Source organism: Pseudomonas fluorescens (assembly GCF_902497745.1).
Taxonomy (GTDB): Bacteria; Pseudomonadota; Gammaproteobacteria; order Pseudomonadales; family Pseudomonadaceae; genus Aquipseudomonas; species Aquipseudomonas fluorescens_BM.
Genome location: NZ_CABVHJ010000018.1, coordinates 67,639 through 82,730, shown reverse-complemented (window position 1 = coordinate 82,730; position 15,092 = coordinate 67,639). Strand labels below are relative to the sequence as shown.

General features: G+C 59.4%; 16 protein-coding genes, 1 pseudogene and 1 riboswitch. Of the genes and pseudogenes, 10 read left to right on the top strand and 7 right to left on the bottom strand.

The window, feature by feature from the left end; genetic code table 11:
• Positions 1–74 precede the first annotated feature (74 nt).
• A complete protein-coding gene (locus F8N44_RS23980) occupies positions 75–839 on the top strand; it encodes an AraC family transcriptional regulator (protein ID WP_053123688.1) in 765 nt (254 codons plus the stop codon).
• A 128-nt stretch (positions 840–967) separates the two neighbouring features.
• Here F8N44_RS23980 and F8N44_RS23975 read toward each other — a convergent pair whose 3' ends face one another.
• On the bottom strand, positions 968–1,597 hold the full coding sequence (locus F8N44_RS23975) for a LysE family translocator (protein WP_034154346.1): 630 nt from the start codon (positions 1,595–1,597) through the stop codon (positions 968–970).
• Positions 1,598–1,838: 241 nt separating this feature from the next.
• On the opposite strand from F8N44_RS23975, the gene F8N44_RS23970 reads away from it, so the two are divergent.
• From F8N44_RS23970 to F8N44_RS23960, 3 genes are all read left to right on the top strand, one after another.
• Positions 1,839–2,804, top strand: coding sequence for a 2-hydroxyacid dehydrogenase (locus F8N44_RS23970; protein ID WP_150652038.1), 966 nt, complete (start codon positions 1,839–1,841; stop codon positions 2,802–2,804).
• 32 nt (positions 2,805–2,836) lie between these two features.
• Positions 2,837–3,835 carry a class I SAM-dependent methyltransferase gene (locus F8N44_RS23965; RefSeq protein ID WP_150652037.1) on the top strand — a complete coding sequence of 333 codons (999 nt, stop codon included), beginning with the start codon at positions 2,837–2,839 and terminating at the stop codon, positions 3,833–3,835.
• A gap of 40 nt (positions 3,836–3,875) precedes the next feature.
• Positions 3,876–3,998, top strand: a riboswitch (yybP-ykoY riboswitch).
• Between the two features lie 88 nt (positions 3,999–4,086).
• Complete coding sequence (locus F8N44_RS23960) at positions 4,087–4,671, top strand: TMEM165/GDT1 family protein (RefSeq protein WP_007912813.1); 585 nt, start codon at positions 4,087–4,089, stop codon at positions 4,669–4,671.
• A gap of 125 nt (positions 4,672–4,796) precedes the next feature.
• Here the strand turns inward: F8N44_RS23960 and F8N44_RS23950 are convergent, their stop codons facing one another.
• Positions 4,797–5,615, bottom strand: coding sequence for a M48 family metallopeptidase (locus F8N44_RS23950; protein ID WP_095112426.1), 819 nt, complete (start codon positions 5,613–5,615; stop codon positions 4,797–4,799).
• Positions 5,616–5,817: 202 nt separating this feature from the next.
• On the opposite strand from F8N44_RS23950, the pseudogene F8N44_RS32295 reads away from it, so the two are divergent.
• Together F8N44_RS32295 and F8N44_RS32290 are read left to right on the top strand one after the other, a co-directional pair.
• Positions 5,818–7,164 (top strand): annotated as a pseudogene (locus tag F8N44_RS32295) (HAMP domain-containing protein); the annotation flags it as partial.
• A 12-nt stretch (positions 7,165–7,176) separates the two neighbouring features.
• Positions 7,177–8,019, top strand: a complete 843-nt coding sequence (locus F8N44_RS32290; protein WP_412071543.1) for a methyl-accepting chemotaxis protein — start codon at positions 7,177–7,179, stop codon at positions 8,017–8,019.
• Positions 8,020–8,356: 337 nt separating this feature from the next.
• Here the strand turns inward: F8N44_RS32290 and F8N44_RS23940 are convergent, their stop codons facing one another.
• From F8N44_RS23940 to F8N44_RS23930, 3 genes are read right to left on the bottom strand one after another with little or no spacing between them, the layout of a single operon-like run.
• Positions 8,357–8,980, bottom strand: coding sequence for an SOS response-associated peptidase (locus tag F8N44_RS23940; RefSeq protein ID WP_150652034.1), 624 nt, complete (start codon positions 8,978–8,980; stop codon positions 8,357–8,359).
• 36 nt (positions 8,981–9,016) lie between these two features.
• The gene (locus tag F8N44_RS23935) at positions 9,017–9,277 is read right to left on the bottom strand and encodes a putative signal transducing protein (protein WP_007912819.1); all 261 of its coding nucleotides are present in this window, start codon (positions 9,275–9,277) and stop codon (positions 9,017–9,019) included.
• Positions 9,278–9,286: 9 nt separating this feature from the next.
• On the bottom strand, positions 9,287–9,469 hold the full coding sequence (locus F8N44_RS23930) for a CPXCG motif-containing cysteine-rich protein (RefSeq protein ID WP_150652033.1): 183 nt from the start codon (positions 9,467–9,469) through the stop codon (positions 9,287–9,289).
• A 142-nt stretch (positions 9,470–9,611) separates the two neighbouring features.
• Between F8N44_RS23930 and F8N44_RS23925 the strand changes: the two genes are divergently transcribed.
• Positions 9,612–10,775 carry a 1-acyl-sn-glycerol-3-phosphate acyltransferase gene (locus F8N44_RS23925; protein WP_191630256.1) on the top strand — a complete coding sequence of 388 codons (1,164 nt, stop codon included), beginning with the start codon at positions 9,612–9,614 and terminating at the stop codon, positions 10,773–10,775.
• An 88-nt stretch (positions 10,776–10,863) separates the two neighbouring features.
• On the opposite strand, the gene F8N44_RS23920 is transcribed toward F8N44_RS23925, so the two are convergent.
• Positions 10,864–11,142, bottom strand: a complete 279-nt coding sequence (locus tag F8N44_RS23920) for a hypothetical protein (RefSeq protein ID WP_034154337.1) — start codon at positions 11,140–11,142, stop codon at positions 10,864–10,866.
• A 193-nt stretch (positions 11,143–11,335) separates the two neighbouring features.
• On the opposite strand from F8N44_RS23920, the gene F8N44_RS23915 reads away from it, so the two are divergent.
• Complete coding sequence (locus F8N44_RS23915) at positions 11,336–11,542, top strand: hypothetical protein (protein ID WP_008083982.1); 207 nt, start codon at positions 11,336–11,338, stop codon at positions 11,540–11,542.
• 266 nt (positions 11,543–11,808) lie between these two features.
• Here the strand turns inward: F8N44_RS23915 and F8N44_RS23910 are convergent, their stop codons facing one another.
• Positions 11,809–12,393 carry a YajG family lipoprotein gene (locus tag F8N44_RS23910; RefSeq protein ID WP_008086137.1) on the bottom strand — a complete coding sequence of 195 codons (585 nt, stop codon included), beginning with the start codon at positions 12,391–12,393 and terminating at the stop codon, positions 11,809–11,811.
• A 204-nt stretch (positions 12,394–12,597) separates the two neighbouring features.
• Between F8N44_RS23910 and F8N44_RS23905 the strand changes: the two genes are divergently transcribed.
• Together F8N44_RS23905 and mqo are read left to right on the top strand one after the other, a co-directional pair.
• A complete protein-coding gene (locus F8N44_RS23905) occupies positions 12,598–12,831 on the top strand; it encodes a hypothetical protein (protein ID WP_127929735.1) in 234 nt (77 codons plus the stop codon).
• A 709-nt stretch (positions 12,832–13,540) separates the two neighbouring features.
• Positions 13,541–15,049: a malate dehydrogenase (quinone) gene (mqo, locus tag F8N44_RS23900; protein ID WP_150652031.1), complete on the top strand. Its 1,509-nt coding sequence runs from the start codon at positions 13,541–13,543 to the stop codon at positions 15,047–15,049.
• Positions 15,050–15,092 lie beyond the last annotated feature (43 nt).

Here is a 15,092-nt window from a genome sequence, read left to right as displayed (position 1 = left end):
TTACGTTGTTGTGTGCCACTTATGCTAGGTTGGCCGTAAAGCGCATTCCTGCCAAGCAAGTCATCGAATCAGACATGTTGATCAGCCATTTCGAACACGGCCCGGTGAGTGCCTACCCCCGGGATTATCTGGACGGCGCCCACCAGCCGCTGCACCTGCATCGCGAGGCGCAGTTGTTGTACGCGGTCAGCGGGATCATGCGCGTGGTCACGGAATCGGGTGCGTGGGTGATTCCGCCGAGTCGCGCGGTGTGGATTCCACCCGAAGTGGCACACGAAATTTTCATGAGTGGCGATGTGCAGATGCGCTCGCTGTTCATCGCGCCAGAACTGTCACCCGCCAGCCTGCAACAGTGCTGCGTATTGGCGGTGACACCGTTGCTGCGCGAGCTGATTCTGCGTGCCGTGCAAGGGCCGCCGCATGCCGACAATCCGCTGATTCAGCAATTGATGCTGGAGGAACTCGCCAGTCTGGAAAACCTGCCGCTGCACATTCCGATGCCCAGCGACCGGCGCCTGCAAAACATCTGTCTGGCACTGCTGCACACGCCCGATCACGCCAATACGCTGGAAGACTGGGCGCAGCAAGTTGGCGCCAGCTCACGGACGTTGGCGCGGCTGTTTCAGCAACAATTGCAGATGAGTTTCAACGCCTGGCGCCAGCAACTGCGCCTGATGGAAGCCCTGCCGCGCCTGCTCGCCGGGGACAGCGTGCAGCGTGTGGCGCGGGATCTGGGTTACGGCAGTGCGCGGGCGTTCAGCGCGATGTTTCGCCGTTTGCTCGGGGAAAATCCCCGCGACTACCTCAATAACCTGAGCAAACTCAGCGAACTCGTGTAGGAGCTCTCCATCTCCCTGTGGGAGCGAGCTTGCTCGCGAAAGCAATCTTCCAGTCACCTGTGATATCGACTGATCCGACGCCTTCGCGAGCAAGCTCGCTCCCACAGTTTTGAATCGTGTTTCTGCAATCAATGCATCTCGGTAAACGCGATTTTCACGCCGAGAGCGATCAGTACCGCGCCCATGGTGCGATCGAACCAGTGGCCCATGCGGGCGAAACCGGCACGCACCCGTTGCTGGCTGAACAGCATCGCCACCAGACAGAACCAAAACGCAGTCGCGACCGCCAGGTAAATACCGTAACCGGCCTGCACAGCCAGTGGCGTGTGCGGATTGATCACCACGGTGAACAGCGACAGAAAGAACAGCGTGGCTTTCGGGTTCAGACCGTTGGTCACGAAGCCCGAGGTGAACGCGCCGCGCGCCGTGCGCACGCCAGCCTCTTTGTGCAGATCATCGGCCACGACTTTCGCCGGTTGCGCGCGCAGCGCCTTGAAGCCGATGTACAGCAAGTAAGCCGCCGCCGCCCACTTCAACGCGTTGAACAGTACGATCGACTGCGACACGATCAGGCCGATCCCCAGCAACGAATAACCAACGTGGAGGAAAATCGCCGTGCCCACGCCCAGCGCGGTCCAGGTGCCGGCGCGGCGCCCATGGGTCACGCTCTCGCGCACCACCACGGCAAAGTCCGGGCCTGGGCTGGCGACGGCCAGCAGATGGATCAGTGCAACGGTCAAGAATTCGGTCCAGTACATGGGAGCTCCTCTGGAGTTGATCGGTCAAATCGGACTCATGGCGCAGATGCTTTCCTTGTGGGAGCGAGCTTGCTCGCGAAGGCGGTGTGTCAGACAACCACGATTCGATTGATCCGCCCTCTTCGCGAGCAAGCTCGCTCCCACTGGACTTGTGAGTACCTCTGGCACTGAGTAACCAATTGTTTCATCTGGTAGGCTCGGCAGATTACGCCCTACGCTCATAGCACAAAAGGTACAGTTGATGACGAACACGCGCCGTGCGGTATTCCTTGATCACCCTTCGCTGGATCTCGGCGATCTGGACCTCAGTCCGTTGCGCGACTGCTTCAGCGATCTGCAGCTGTTCGCCCAGACCTTGCCCGAGCAAGTCGCCGAGCGTTTGCAAGGCGCCACCGTGGCGATCAGTAACAAGATCCTGATCGACGCCGCCGCGATGGCTGCCAACCCTGATCTGAAACTGATCCTGATCACCGCCACCGGCACCAACAACGTCGACCTCGCCGCCGCCCGCGCGCAGGGCATCACCGTGTGCAACTGTCAGGGTTACGGCACGCCGTCGGTGGCGCAACACACGATCATGTTGCTGCTCAACCTCGCCACGCGTCTGGCCGATTATCAGAAAGCTGTTGGCGAAGGTCGCTGGCAGCAGGCGAAACAGTTCTGTTTGCTCGACTATCCGATTGTCGAGCTGGAAGGCAAAACCCTCGGCCTGCTCGGTCATGGCGAACTCGGCGGCGCTGTGGCGCGACTGGCCGAAGCGTTCGGCATGCGCGTGTTGCTCGGGCAGATTCCCGGGCGCCCTGCTCGCCCGGATCGTTTGCCGCTGGATCAACTACTGCCGCAAGTCGACGCGCTCACCCTGCACTGCCCGCTCAACGAGCACACCCGCCACTTCATCGGTGCTCGCGAGCTGGCGTCGATGAAACCCGGCGCGTTCGTGGTCAACACCGCACGTGGCGGTCTGATCGATGAACAGGCGCTGGCCGATGCCTTGCGCAATGGCCACCTCGGCGGCGCGGCTACCGATGTGTTGAGCGTCGAGCCGCCGACCCAGGGCAATCCGTTGCTCGCGGCAGATATTCCGCGCCTCATCGTCACCCCGCACAACGCTTGGGGCAGTCGCGAGGCGCGCCAGCGCATCGTCGGCCAATTGACCGAAAACGCTCACGCGTTCTTCAGCGGTAAGGCGCTGCGGGTCGTCAGTTGATAAACTGCGGCACTTTTTTTTCAGGAGCAGTTATGGATCCGCGCAGTGAAGTACTGCTTCGTCAGCCCGAGTTGTTTCAAGGTTCGTTGTTGTTGGCCGGTTTGCCTGCCGACGATTTGCTCGGGCGCTTGCCCAACGCTTTCGGCTGGTGCTGGCATGCCGGCGATCAAGCCGCGCTGGACGCACGCTTCGAAGGTCGCAGCCATTTCGGCGTGAACGTTCCCGAGCGCGAGTTCGACAGCGCCGTGGTGTTCCTGCCCAAGTCCAAGGATCTGACCGACTACATCCTCAACGCCGTGGCTTCGCGTCTGGCCGGGCGTGAAGTGTTTCTGGTCGGGGAAAAACGCAGCGGCATCGAAGGCGCGTCCAAGCAGCTCAACCCGTTCGGCAAACCACGCAAGCTCGACAGCGCGCGTCATTGCCAGCTCTGGCAAGTAACGGTGGCCAATGCGCCTGAAGCCAAGTCGCTGGAAAGTCTGGCGCAGACCTATGAATTGCCTTTGGCCGAAGGCCCGCTGAAAGTCATCAGCCTGCCGGGCGTATTCAGCCACGGTCGCCTCGATCGCGGCAGCGCCCTGTTGCTGGAACATCTGGACAAATTGCCGAGCGGCCACCTGCTCGACTTTGGTTGCGGCGCAGGTGTGTTGGGGGCTGCGGTAAAACGTCGCTATCCGCACAATCAAGTGACGTTGCTGGACGTGGATGCTTTCGCGGCTGCAAGCAGCCGTCTGACGCTGGCGGCCAACGGTCTGGAAGCTGAAGTGCTGACCGGTGACGGTATCGATGCCGCGCCGATGGGTTTGAGTGCGATTCTGAGCAATCCACCGTTCCATGTCGGCGTGCACACCGATTATTTCGCAACCGAGAACTTGCTGCGAAAAGCGGCCAAACATCTGAAAAATGGCGGCGAACTGCGTCTGGTAGCGAACAGTTTTCTCAAGTATCAACCTTTGATCGAAGAGCATCTGGGCGTGTGTGCGATCAAGGCTGAAGGCAATGGTTTCCGGATTTACCGGGCCAAGCGCGGCTGAAAATTTGTTCTTGCCCAAACGGATTTGCCTAGGCAGAATCCGCTCCGTCCTAGGGGAGTAGTCTCCCACGAGCGCCATGCTCGTCCGGCATACGTCAACATACTTGATCCTCAGATCATGGCGTATGCGACCCAAGCGTCCGCAACAGACGGATCGCAGGGTTTGACAAGACCTATGACACGCACACCTTACCCGGGGCGGGAAGGCTGTACGTGTCATAGCCGTGTCGACCCGCCCCTTAGGAAATCCTGATGCTGGACTCGTTACTCGTTCCCACCGCAATCGTTGCCTTGGCCGAAATCGGCGACAAGACGCAACTGCTCGCGCTGATTCTCGCCGCTCGCTTCCGCAAACCCTGGCCGATCATTGCCGGTATTGTCGCCGCGACCCTGGCCAACCACGCAGCAGCCGGTGCGGTCGGCGCCTGGTTCGGCAGCTTCTTCTCGAATGCGACGCTGCACTGGATCCTAGCCGCGAGCTTTACGGCCACGGCGTTGTGGACGCTGGTGCCGGACAAAATGGACGACGATGAAACCAGCACCGCGCGCAAGTTCGGGCCTTTCCTGACCACACTGATTGCATTCTTCCTGGCGGAAATGGGCGACAAGACTCAGGTCGCCACGGTGATGCTCGCGGCGCAATACCCGGATCTGTGGCTGGTGATTATCGGTACGACAGCGGGCATGTTGATTGCCAACGTGCCAGTGGTATTGGCCGGTAACTTTGCCGCCGACAAATTGCCACTGACCCTGATCCGTCGCCTCGCAGCTTCGGCGTTCATGATTCTGGCAATCGTCGCGGTGTACAAGGCGATGCAGAGCAGCGGATGGGTTTAACCCTGCCGACGCCGATCGTTCCCACGCTCTGCGTGGGAATGCAGCCGGGGACGCTCTGCGTCCCTTTTGGAACGCGGAGCGTCCTTAGAGGCATTCCCACGCAAAGCGTGGGAACGATCATCGACTCAGGATTTAGGCGCTTGTTCGTAAAGCGGCATAACCTTCGGAATCGCTGCCTGCAACGAGGCGATCCGGCTGGTCGAAGCCGGGTGAGTGCTCATGAACTCCGGCGGCGAACCCTCCGACGCCTTGCTCATCTTGTTCCACAAAGTGATTGCGGCGTTCGGGTTGTAGCCGGCGCGTGCGGCCAGTTCCAGGCCGATCAGGTCGGCTTCGTTTTCGTTGGCACGGCTGTTCGGCAGGGTCATGCCGTAATTGGCCACGGTATCGGCCAGCGCCAGACTGTCCTGACCCAAACCGAGCAACGCACCCGCACCCTGCTTGGCCATTTCAATCCCGTAAGCCTTCGACATTGCTTCACGACCGTGCTCGCGCAGGGCGTGGGCAATCTCATGGCCCATCACTGCGGCGATTTCATCGTCAGTCAACTTCAGGCTGTCGATCAGCCCGGTGTAGAAAATGATCTTGCCGCCAGGCCCGCAGTTGGCGTTGAGCTCGTCGCTCTTGATCAGATTGACCTCCCACTGCCATTGCGCCGCATCCGGACGGAAGTTCGGCGCCTGGGCGATCAGGCGGTTGGCAATCGCCTGAACCCGCTTGGCCTCGGGACTGGTCTTGTCCAGCACACCTTTGCTGGACGCTTCACCCACGGTCTTCTGATAGGACTGGGCATACATCTGGTCGACCTCTTGCGAGGACAGCATGCTGAACATGTACTGCTTGCGCTCCACACCCACGGCACCGCCGCTGGTGGTGTTGACCGACTGACAACCGACCAGCAACAGCGCTGCGCTCAGCGCACTTACAACCAATGTCTTGTTCATTCAAAAGCTCCCTGAAAACCTGTCGCGTATCCTAGGCGGGTAATTGTATCGGCGCCAGATACAACGGACGTGTTGCAGCGACTTTCAGACGTTTCCCACCATGGCTGTCGTAAAAAATTCACAGCAATGGCAAAGCCTCTGCCACTGCGTCGCGCACTGATCCATTTGCGACATCCGCTTTCATTTGCACCCCGCCGCACTCATGGCCCAATGCCGGCTGCCGATACATCAGCGCAGACGTCCTCTTGCGTGCGGAGTTCCCATGAAGTTCAAGTCGATCCAGTTTTCCGTTGCCGCCCTGGCCGGCGCCATCGTACTTAGCGTGGTGGCCGCGCTGGTGCTGTACGCGCTGTTTTCCGGCGCGCGCACGCAAGAAATGGTGCAACAGCGCACCCAGGCGCAGTTCGAGCAGGTCATCGAGCAGCGCCTGACTTCACTGGCACAAACCCAGGTCAGCCAGATCCAGCGCGAACTCGAAGCGCCGCTGCTGATTGCCGGCGGACTGGTGCGGGTCAACGCCCTGCTCGGCACACCGGGCGCCGATGGCCAGCCGCGCCTGACGGTCAGCCGCGAGCAGTTGATCAGCCTGATCAAGGAAAACGTCGAAAAGAACCCGAAGATTCTCGGAACCTACATCGGCTGGGAAAAAAACGCCCTCGACCACAATGACGCGGCCTACATCGGCACCAGTGCGGTCGGCATCGACGCCGCCAACGGGCGCTTCCTGCCGTGGTGGTTCCGCAACGATGACGGCACCCTCGGCCTGGACAAACTGGTCGACGTCGACGATCAGAAGACCCTGTCCACTGGCGTGCGCGCCAGTGAGTACTACCTGTGCTCGAAAGAGAGCAAAAAGTCCTGCGTGATCGATCCGGCACCGTACAAGGTCGGCGACAAGATCGTCATGCTCGCCTCCTTTATTGAACCGATCATGCTCAACGGCGCCTTCCAGGGCATCGTCGGTGCTGACCTGTCGGTGAACTTCATTCAGGAAATGCTCCTCGCAGCCAACCAGAAGCTTTACAGCGGCGCCGGGCAAATGGCCCTGATCGGCGGCAACGGGCGGATCGTTGCCTATACCAAAGACGCCAGCAAATTCGGCGAAAAAGTCAGCGATATCCTCGACGCCGAGCAGATTGCCAACATGGGCAATCTCAAGCGCGGTGAAGTGACTTACTCGGTCAACAAGGACAAGGGCCGCATCGAGTTGTACCTGCCGTTCGGCATCGGCCAGACCGACGCGCGCTGGACATTGATGCTGCAATTGCCTCTGAACGCGGTGATGGCTGATCTGCAGAAGCTACAGGCCGATCTGGATGCTCAGCGTAAATCCGACACCTTCGGCATGGCCATGGTCGGTCTGCTCATCGCCGGCATTGGCCTGCTGGTGATCTGGCTGGTCGGCCACGGCATCGCCCGACCGCTGAAGCAAATGGTCGCCATGCTCAATGACATTGCTCAGGGTGAAGGTGATCTGACCCGACGCTTGAGCAGCGATCGCAGCGATGAACTGGGCTCGATCGCCAAGGGCTTCAACACCTTCCTCGCCAAGTTGCAGGCGATGATCACTCAGGTGGTGACGTCGGTGCAGAGCGTCAGCGATTCTTCGGAACACACCGCCGACATCGCTATTCGCACCAACATCGGCATCCAGAAACAAATGGCCGAGATCGATCAAGTCGCCACGGCGGTGCAGGAAATGACCGCCACTGCACAGGACGTCGCGCGCAACGCAACGCAGGCTGCGCAAGCGGCCAGCCATGCCGATCAGGCGGCGAGTCAGGGTATGCAGATCGTCCGCGAAACCTCGAACTCGATTGGCGTGCTGGCGCTGGAAATCGGCAAGGCTGTAGATGTGGTGCAGACGCTGGCCAAGGACAGCGAAAACATCAACGCGATTCTCACGGCGATTCGCGGGATTGCCGAGCAGACCAATTTGCTCGCCTTGAACGCGGCGATTGAAGCGGCGCGTGCCGGTGAGCAAGGTCGCGGTTTTGCAGTGGTCGCCGACGAGGTGCGCAATCTGGCGCAGAAAACCCAGAAAGCCACCGAAGAAATCCAGAGCATGATCCAGCAACTGCAGCAGGGCACTCGCGATGTCGTGCGGGTCATGGAAGACAGCCAGAACCGCACTGATGAAAGCGTGCAGCACGCGGCGAAAGCGGCTCAAGCGCTGGAAACGATTACTCAGGCGGTTTCGGTGATCAACGACATGAACACGCAGATCGCCAGCGCGGCGGAAGAGCAGAGCGCGGTGGCGGATGACATTAACCGCAATGTGATCAATATCGGGCAAGTGGCCAATGAAGTGGCGGGCGGTGCGGATGAGTCGAGTTCGGCGAGTGCCGATTTGACCAAACTGGCGGAGCAGCAGCGGCGGTTGATCAATCAGTTCAAGGTCTGAAAAGCCAAGAGCACCCCCACCCTAGCCCTCTCCCAGAGGGAGAGGGGACTGACCGAGTTGTCTCCCGTCATACATCGACCTGAAATAACCAGTCGATTATGGATTCAAAGCAGAGCGTTCAAGTCGGTGTACTTCTCAAACATCCTCCAATCAGACCCTCTCCCCAAGGAAGAGGGGACTGACCGAGTTGTCTACCGTCATACATCGACCTGAAATAACCATTCGATTATGGATTCAAAGCAGAGCGTTCAAGTCGGTGTATTACTTCAATATCTCCCAATCAGTCCCCTCTCCCTCCGGGAGAGGGTTAGGGTGAGGGGCTTTTGATCTAAATGCTTTAACCCGGGGTCAGGCACTCGGGCCCATTGAGCTTGGGATCATTGATCAGATTCGCCAACACCCGCTCGCGCAACGCCGCCGGCTCACTGGCCAGCAATCCTTGCAACACATGCAATGGCGTCTCCGGATCCAGCCACGCCGCCTGCCCCGCCTCATCGAGAATCAACGGCCGCCGCTGACTCGACGCCGGTTGAGTAATCACCGCAGTGCTCAGCCACACCTGCTCCTGCACCAGATACGCCTCCCAGATCGCCGCGAAAAACAGCGAAGAGCCCTCCCCCGGCGTCAGCCAGAACGGGCGCTTGCGCTGGGTCCCGCGCCATTCATAGAAACCATTCGCCGGTAGCAGGCAGCGACGCTGGCGCAGCGCCTCACGAAACATCGGCTGCTCGGCCACGGTTTCCGCCCGGGCATGCGCCGGCGTCTTCGACAAATCGGTCAGCCACGGCGGTGTCAGGCCCCAACGGGCGCGAGCCAAAGTGCGCTGGCCATCTTCACCGGCACGCAGCATCAACACCGAATCATTGGGAGAAATGTTCCACTGCGCCTGCTGATCGGCGGGAAAACCTGGCAGGGCCGCAAAATCGCGGTTCCAGCGAAACAGGGCATAACGTCCACACATGGGGCAACACGACTCTGAAGTAAAACGAAGCTCAGCCTAACAGACCAGCGTTCCGGGGAAGCTCTCCGGCTCATCGCCGGGCAGCGGCAGCGCGGCATTGTACGCGGTGATCAGCTCGCGGGCGTATTCGGCCTGGTCGTTATCGACGGACAATCCCAGCAGACCGAAAATCGGCAATTCGCCCGTACCACCGAGCAAATCGCGACCAATCAAGTGCGCCTCGATGCCTTCGCTGGCGAGCATGCCCTTGAGCATTTCACCTTCCATCAGATTTTCCGGCTCGTAGATTCGCTGCATGGGCGCCCCTTATTCGTTCTCGCTGAAAACTTCCAGAAACCAGTCCTCTCCATGGACCTGCAATACGAACGTTATTGGCCGACAACACACCTGACAGTCCTCGATGTAAGTCTGATCGCCGCCGGACAAGTCCACCGACGTCTCAACAAGCTCCCCACAATAAGGACATTCGTATTCAGCGGTTTCCAGCATCGCGGTCTCCCAAGTGACTTGTGCGTATAATCGCCGGTCTATTTGCAGGGCTATTTTTGTCTGGCTACTTTTTCAGACCGTGCCCCGCGGGTTTTCGATCAAAACCTTTACTTACCCTAGCCGTTTCCAACAAGAGAGCATGATGGGCGAATTCGATGCCATCCGACCTTACGACGACAGCGAAGTACCTGTGGTACTGGCAAGACTGCTCGGCGACAAGGCGTTTCTAGATATCCTCACCCACTTCCGCTTCCCGCGTTTTGCCGGTGCGTTCGGCTGGATGCTCAAACCACTTATAGCCCATCGGCTGCGTCGTGAGTTCGCTGACGTGACGTCGGTGGCGACGTTGCAGGACAAGGTCGAGTCCTACGTCGACCACACCATCGAGCGCGCCACTGATGGCGTGACCTACACCGGTGTCGAGCAATTCAAGTCCGGCAGCGCTTATCTGTTCATCGCCAACCACCGCGACATCGTGATGGACCCGGCCTTCGTCAACTACGCCGTGTACCACGCCGGCCTGCCGACGCCGCGCATCGCGATTGGCGACAACTTGCTGCAAAAACCGTTTGTCAGCGACCTGATGCGTTTGAACAAGAGCTTTATCGTTCACCGCTCGATTACCGGCCGTCGCGAAAAAATGGCCGCGTATCAACTGTTGTCGGCGTACATCAACCACTCGATCCGCAATGATTGCGCGTCGATCTGGATCGCTCAGGCTGAGGGTCGGGCGAAGGACGGCGACGACCGCACCGAGTCGGCGATCCTCAAGATGTTCCACATGAGCCGCAAGGACGAGCCGTTCGGCGAAGTCATTCGCTCGCTGAATGTCACCCCGGTGTCGATCAGCTACGAATACGACCCGTGCGACCAGGCCAAGGCCCGCGAGTTGTACATCCGTGCCACCACCGGCACCTACGCGAAAGCGCCGGGCGAGGACGATGTGAGCATCGCCAAGGGCATCACTGGCTACAAGGGGCGGGTGCACGTGAACTTTGCCGCACCGATCACTGAGTTGTTCGAAGACACCAAGCAATTGGCGGTCGAGATGGACAAGCAGATTCTCGGCGGTTACCGGTTATTCCCGGTGCATTACCTGGCGTACGCGCAGTGGGACGATGCCGATCCGCAGTTGAATGTGCCGAAAGCTGCCGAGGTGTTTCCGGCCGATGAGCTGGCCAAGGCGCAGGAAGAATGGCAGAGCCGGCTGGACGCTTGTCCTGTAGAGCATCGTCCGTATCTGGTGCTGCAATATGCGACGCCGGTGCGTAATCAGTATCGGGTCAAGGCTGGGTTGCCGCTGTAAAGCAACGGCAAGATCAAAAGATCGCAGCCTTCGGCAGCTCCTACAGGGGATTCGTGTAGGAGCTGCCGAAGGCTGCGATCTTTTGCTTTTAATAGCGTGTGCTGATCCAGGAAACGATCAAGGCCAGCGCGAGGCAAGCAAAACCAAATCGATAGAAAAACCGGTTCATGCGCAAAGTCGCCCAATCCAGGATCGGTTCGGCATTCGGTTGCGCCTGACGCTGGGCGGCAATGCTGGCCATCGCGCGCTGTTCGCGGCGGCGGGTGGCGTGCAGCAGCCAACTGCCTGGAAACGCCAGGAGCAGCGCCAGCAGGTTGATCAACTTGGCAGGATGGGCGGTAAACAGCGTCATCAAGTGCAGCGACATCACAGACCTCTATCTGAACCGGTACGGCAGTCGCCAGATCGACGACTGCGGCGCGGATTCTAACCAAACCTGCCCGTTCACCCCCAGTCTTTGCGACAAATAACCTGACAATCGACCGATGGCTGTCCTGTGTCACGGCTTCGTCATGTGGATAGGCCACCCTGCGCGCCTCGAAACACACATGGAACGCGACATGCTTCACGCTGAAAACCAGGATCGCCTTTATCTCATCACCCCTTACGACGAACAGCAAAGCCTCGTCGGCAGCCTCGCCTTCAATGTTCAGGATCGCCACTGGCTGGTGTATTGCGCGCTGGGCGGGCATCAGCATGCGGATTTGCCCGAAACGGATTTGTTGACGGGCGTTAGCGTGCTCGACTTTTACTCGCAGGCTGCCTGAAAGCAAAAGCACCCTCACCCTAGCCCTCTCCCAGAGGGAGAGGGGACTGACCGAGTTGTTTATTCGAGGTCCATCGACCTGAAAAACTTGAGGTGAACTCCGGTTCTGAAAAGCCCCCGATCGGCTCCCTTCCCCCTCGCCCCCTTGGGGGAGAGGGCTGGGGTGAGGGGGATCGATCTCCCATACGACACAAATTCCAACCCTGACACCCACAAAAAAGCCCGAAACCATCACTGGCCCCGGGCTTTTTCATATCCGCCGAAAACTTACTCAGCCAAAACCTGACCCACAGTCGGATCCTTGAACAGACGCGTCAGCGCATCACTCAACACGTCGCTGACCAGTTTGGTGTTGGTTTCCTGGTTCGGCGCCATGCCGAAACGCTGGTCCAGCGACGCACCGTAACGACCGCTGTAACGACGGTTGGCGTTCTGCACGTCGGAGCGGAAGGTCGCGCCGATGGTCGCTTCAGTCACGTACATGCCCTCTTTCGGCGACTGATACTTCAGCTCGGCCAGAGTCACGGTCAACTGCGGAGCATTCGGCGCGTTGTTGGTCGGGGTGAAACCGAGCAGACGCACGGCGGCTTCAGCCTGAGCCTGCAGCTTGGGCAGGATCTGCTCGCGCTGCACGGTGATGGCGCTGGTTTCCGGGTACAGACCGCCGCGGGTACCGAGGGTTGGCGACGGACGACCGTCTACTACACGCACAACAACAGGCTGGCCACGGCCGACCGCTGGCAGCTGGGTGGTCAGCTTCGGCTCCGGGTTCAGTTGTTGCGGGCTGTGGGCGCAGCCGGCCAGGGTCAAACCGGCCACAGTGATCAAACCGAACAACAGGCGTTGCAACATGCTCTTCTCTCCAGAATCAGGCACAAACAGGCCGGCAGTATAGCGGTGGGCCACTGCGGGTAACCAGCGCCCGGCAGCGAATACTGAAATGTCTGACAAACCCCGTCGAAAGCGGTTCCTGTCACAGATTATTCACCCGGCATACACGTTCACGTCACGGCGCATTGGCAACCTTGCAATCAGTCCCCCACAAGGTACTCAATCATGCGTTATCTGATCTCGTTGTTCTCGCCTCGCCCGCTGCACCGCAGCTTCGCCCTGCTCGACCGCAACGGCCATTGCCAGGCATTCAAGCAGTGCAGCCTGCAACCGATGGGCGACGGTTGGGTGGAAATCGAAGAAATCCGCCTCAACTGGTTGCACCAGCCACTGCCCGCCAGCGCCCGCGTCATAGCGTCGCAGCCCCGTGCACGGGTGCAAGCGATGTTGAGCATCTGACCGGATGCCTAATAAAAGTCATTAAACACGAGCAACTGCCCGCATTTCTTCGATACAATCTCCCCCCGATTATAAGGACGTCTCCTGATCGGGCCCCGCAACAGCGTCAATGCGCATGCATCGACACCCAAAATCGCCCACAGAGAGCCGCCCACACAGATCGAGTGAAGTTGGCGCGCTTGCCTGTTCTTCCGGCAAAAACCCCGCTTTTCGCGAATCTGCAGAGCTGTCATGACGCTCGGCCACCGCGTTGTTTTTGCCCTCGGGCAAGGTGCCAGGCCTGGACAGCCCTTTTTTGAGGTTCACGTCTTCAAAAGAGCGTGAAAAAAACGGGTTTTCACAACTTCACAAGAGTGTGGCGAGCAAATGAAAAGTTTTGCGTCTGAACATGCACCATTAGCGTCTGAAACAGCCCAACGACACAGGACCGGGTATACCTCGAATATCGGAGCCTGAAGCCTGTCCGCTACGGATTTGGTTGCACAAAAACGGATGTCTCGACCATAAGTCGAATTGCCAGCTGCGTGCTGAAATGAGTTCATGGAGCTCTTGAAAGCCAAGCCGCATACATCCGTCGAAGTTGCGAAAAATTGCGAAGATTCGGACATGGCGAACCTGACCACGGATAGCTGGGGCACAACTGACCTGTCCCGGAACGCCTGGCAGCCATGCCGACAATTTGGTGCTGCAGATTTTGGAGACGCGTTAAATGGCGCATAACGAAGCAGTCGACGTAGTTCTGGTTGGGGCGGGCATCATGAGTGCCACCCTGGCCGTACTGCTCAAAGAGCTCGACCCCGCGATCAAGCTGGAAGTCGTCGAGCTGATGGATTCCGGTGCTGCAGAGAGTTCCAACCCATGGAACAACGCCGGTACCGGCCACGCCGGTCTGTGCGAGCTGAACTACACGCCGCAAGCCGCTGATGGCACCGTCGACATCAAGAAAGCCGTGCACATCAATACCCAGTTCGAGGTGTCGAAGCAGTTCTGGTCGTACCTGACCAAGAAAGGCACCTTCGGCTCGTGCAAATCCTTTATCAGCCCGGTGCCGCACCTGAGTTTCGTTCAGGGCAACAGCGGCGTGTCTTTCCTCAAATCGCGCTTCGATGTGTTGAGCAAGCACCACGCTTTCTCCGACATGGAGTACACCGAAGACAAGGCCAAGATGGCCGAGTGGATGCCGCTGATGATGCCGGGCCGCTCGCCGGACGAAGTCCTCGCTGCCACTCGCGTGATGAACGGCACCGACGTCAACTTCGGCGCCCTGACCAATCAGTTGCTCAAGCACCTGACCAGCGCCCCGGACACTCAAGTCAAATACTGCAAGCGCGTCACCGGCCTCAAGCGTAACGGCGCCGGCTGGACCGTCAGCATCAAGGACGTCAACAACGGCAACACCCGCGAAGTCGACGCCAAGTTCGTCTTCCTCGGCGCGGGCGGCGCGGCGCTGCCGTTGCTGCAAGCCTCCGGCATCGAAGAAAGCAAAGGCTTCGGTGGCTTCCCGATCAGCGGCCAGTGGCTGCGTTGCGACAACCCGGAAGTGGTCAAGCACCACCAGGCCAAGGTCTACAGCCAGGCAGCAGTGGGTTCGCCACCGATGTCGGTGCCGCACCTGGACACCCGCGTGGTCGACGGCAAGAAATCCCTGCTGTTCGGGCCATACGCCGGTTTCACCACCAAGTTCCTCAAGCACGGCTCCTTCATGGACCTGCCGCTGTCGGTTCGCGCCGGCAACATCGGGCCGATGCTGGCCGTGGCGAAAAACAACATGGACCTGACCAAGTACCTGGTCAGCGAAGTGATGCAATCGATGGAGCAGCGTCTGGAATCCCTGCGCCGTTTCTACCCGGAGGCGAAAGCCGAAGACTGGCGCCTGGAAGTGGCCGGCCAACGGGTGCAGATCATCAAGAAAGATCCGAAAAAGGGCGGCATTCTGCAGTTCGGCACCGAACTGGTGTCGGCCAAGGACGGTTCCCTCGCCGCCTTGCTCGGTGCTTCGCCGGGTGCATCGGTGACCGTTTCGATCATGCTGGAACTGATCGAGAAGTGCTTCCCGGCCAAGGCCAAGGGTGAGTGGGCTGGCAAACTGGCGGAAATCTTCCCGGCCCGTGAAAAGGTCCTGGAAACCGATGCTGCGCTGTATCGCAAGATCAACACGCAGAACAACATCGCGCTGGAACTGGTTGAAGAAAGCAGCGAGACACCAAGCTACGCTTGATCAAGCCGCATAAAAAACGCCCCAATCGGGGCGTTTTTTATGG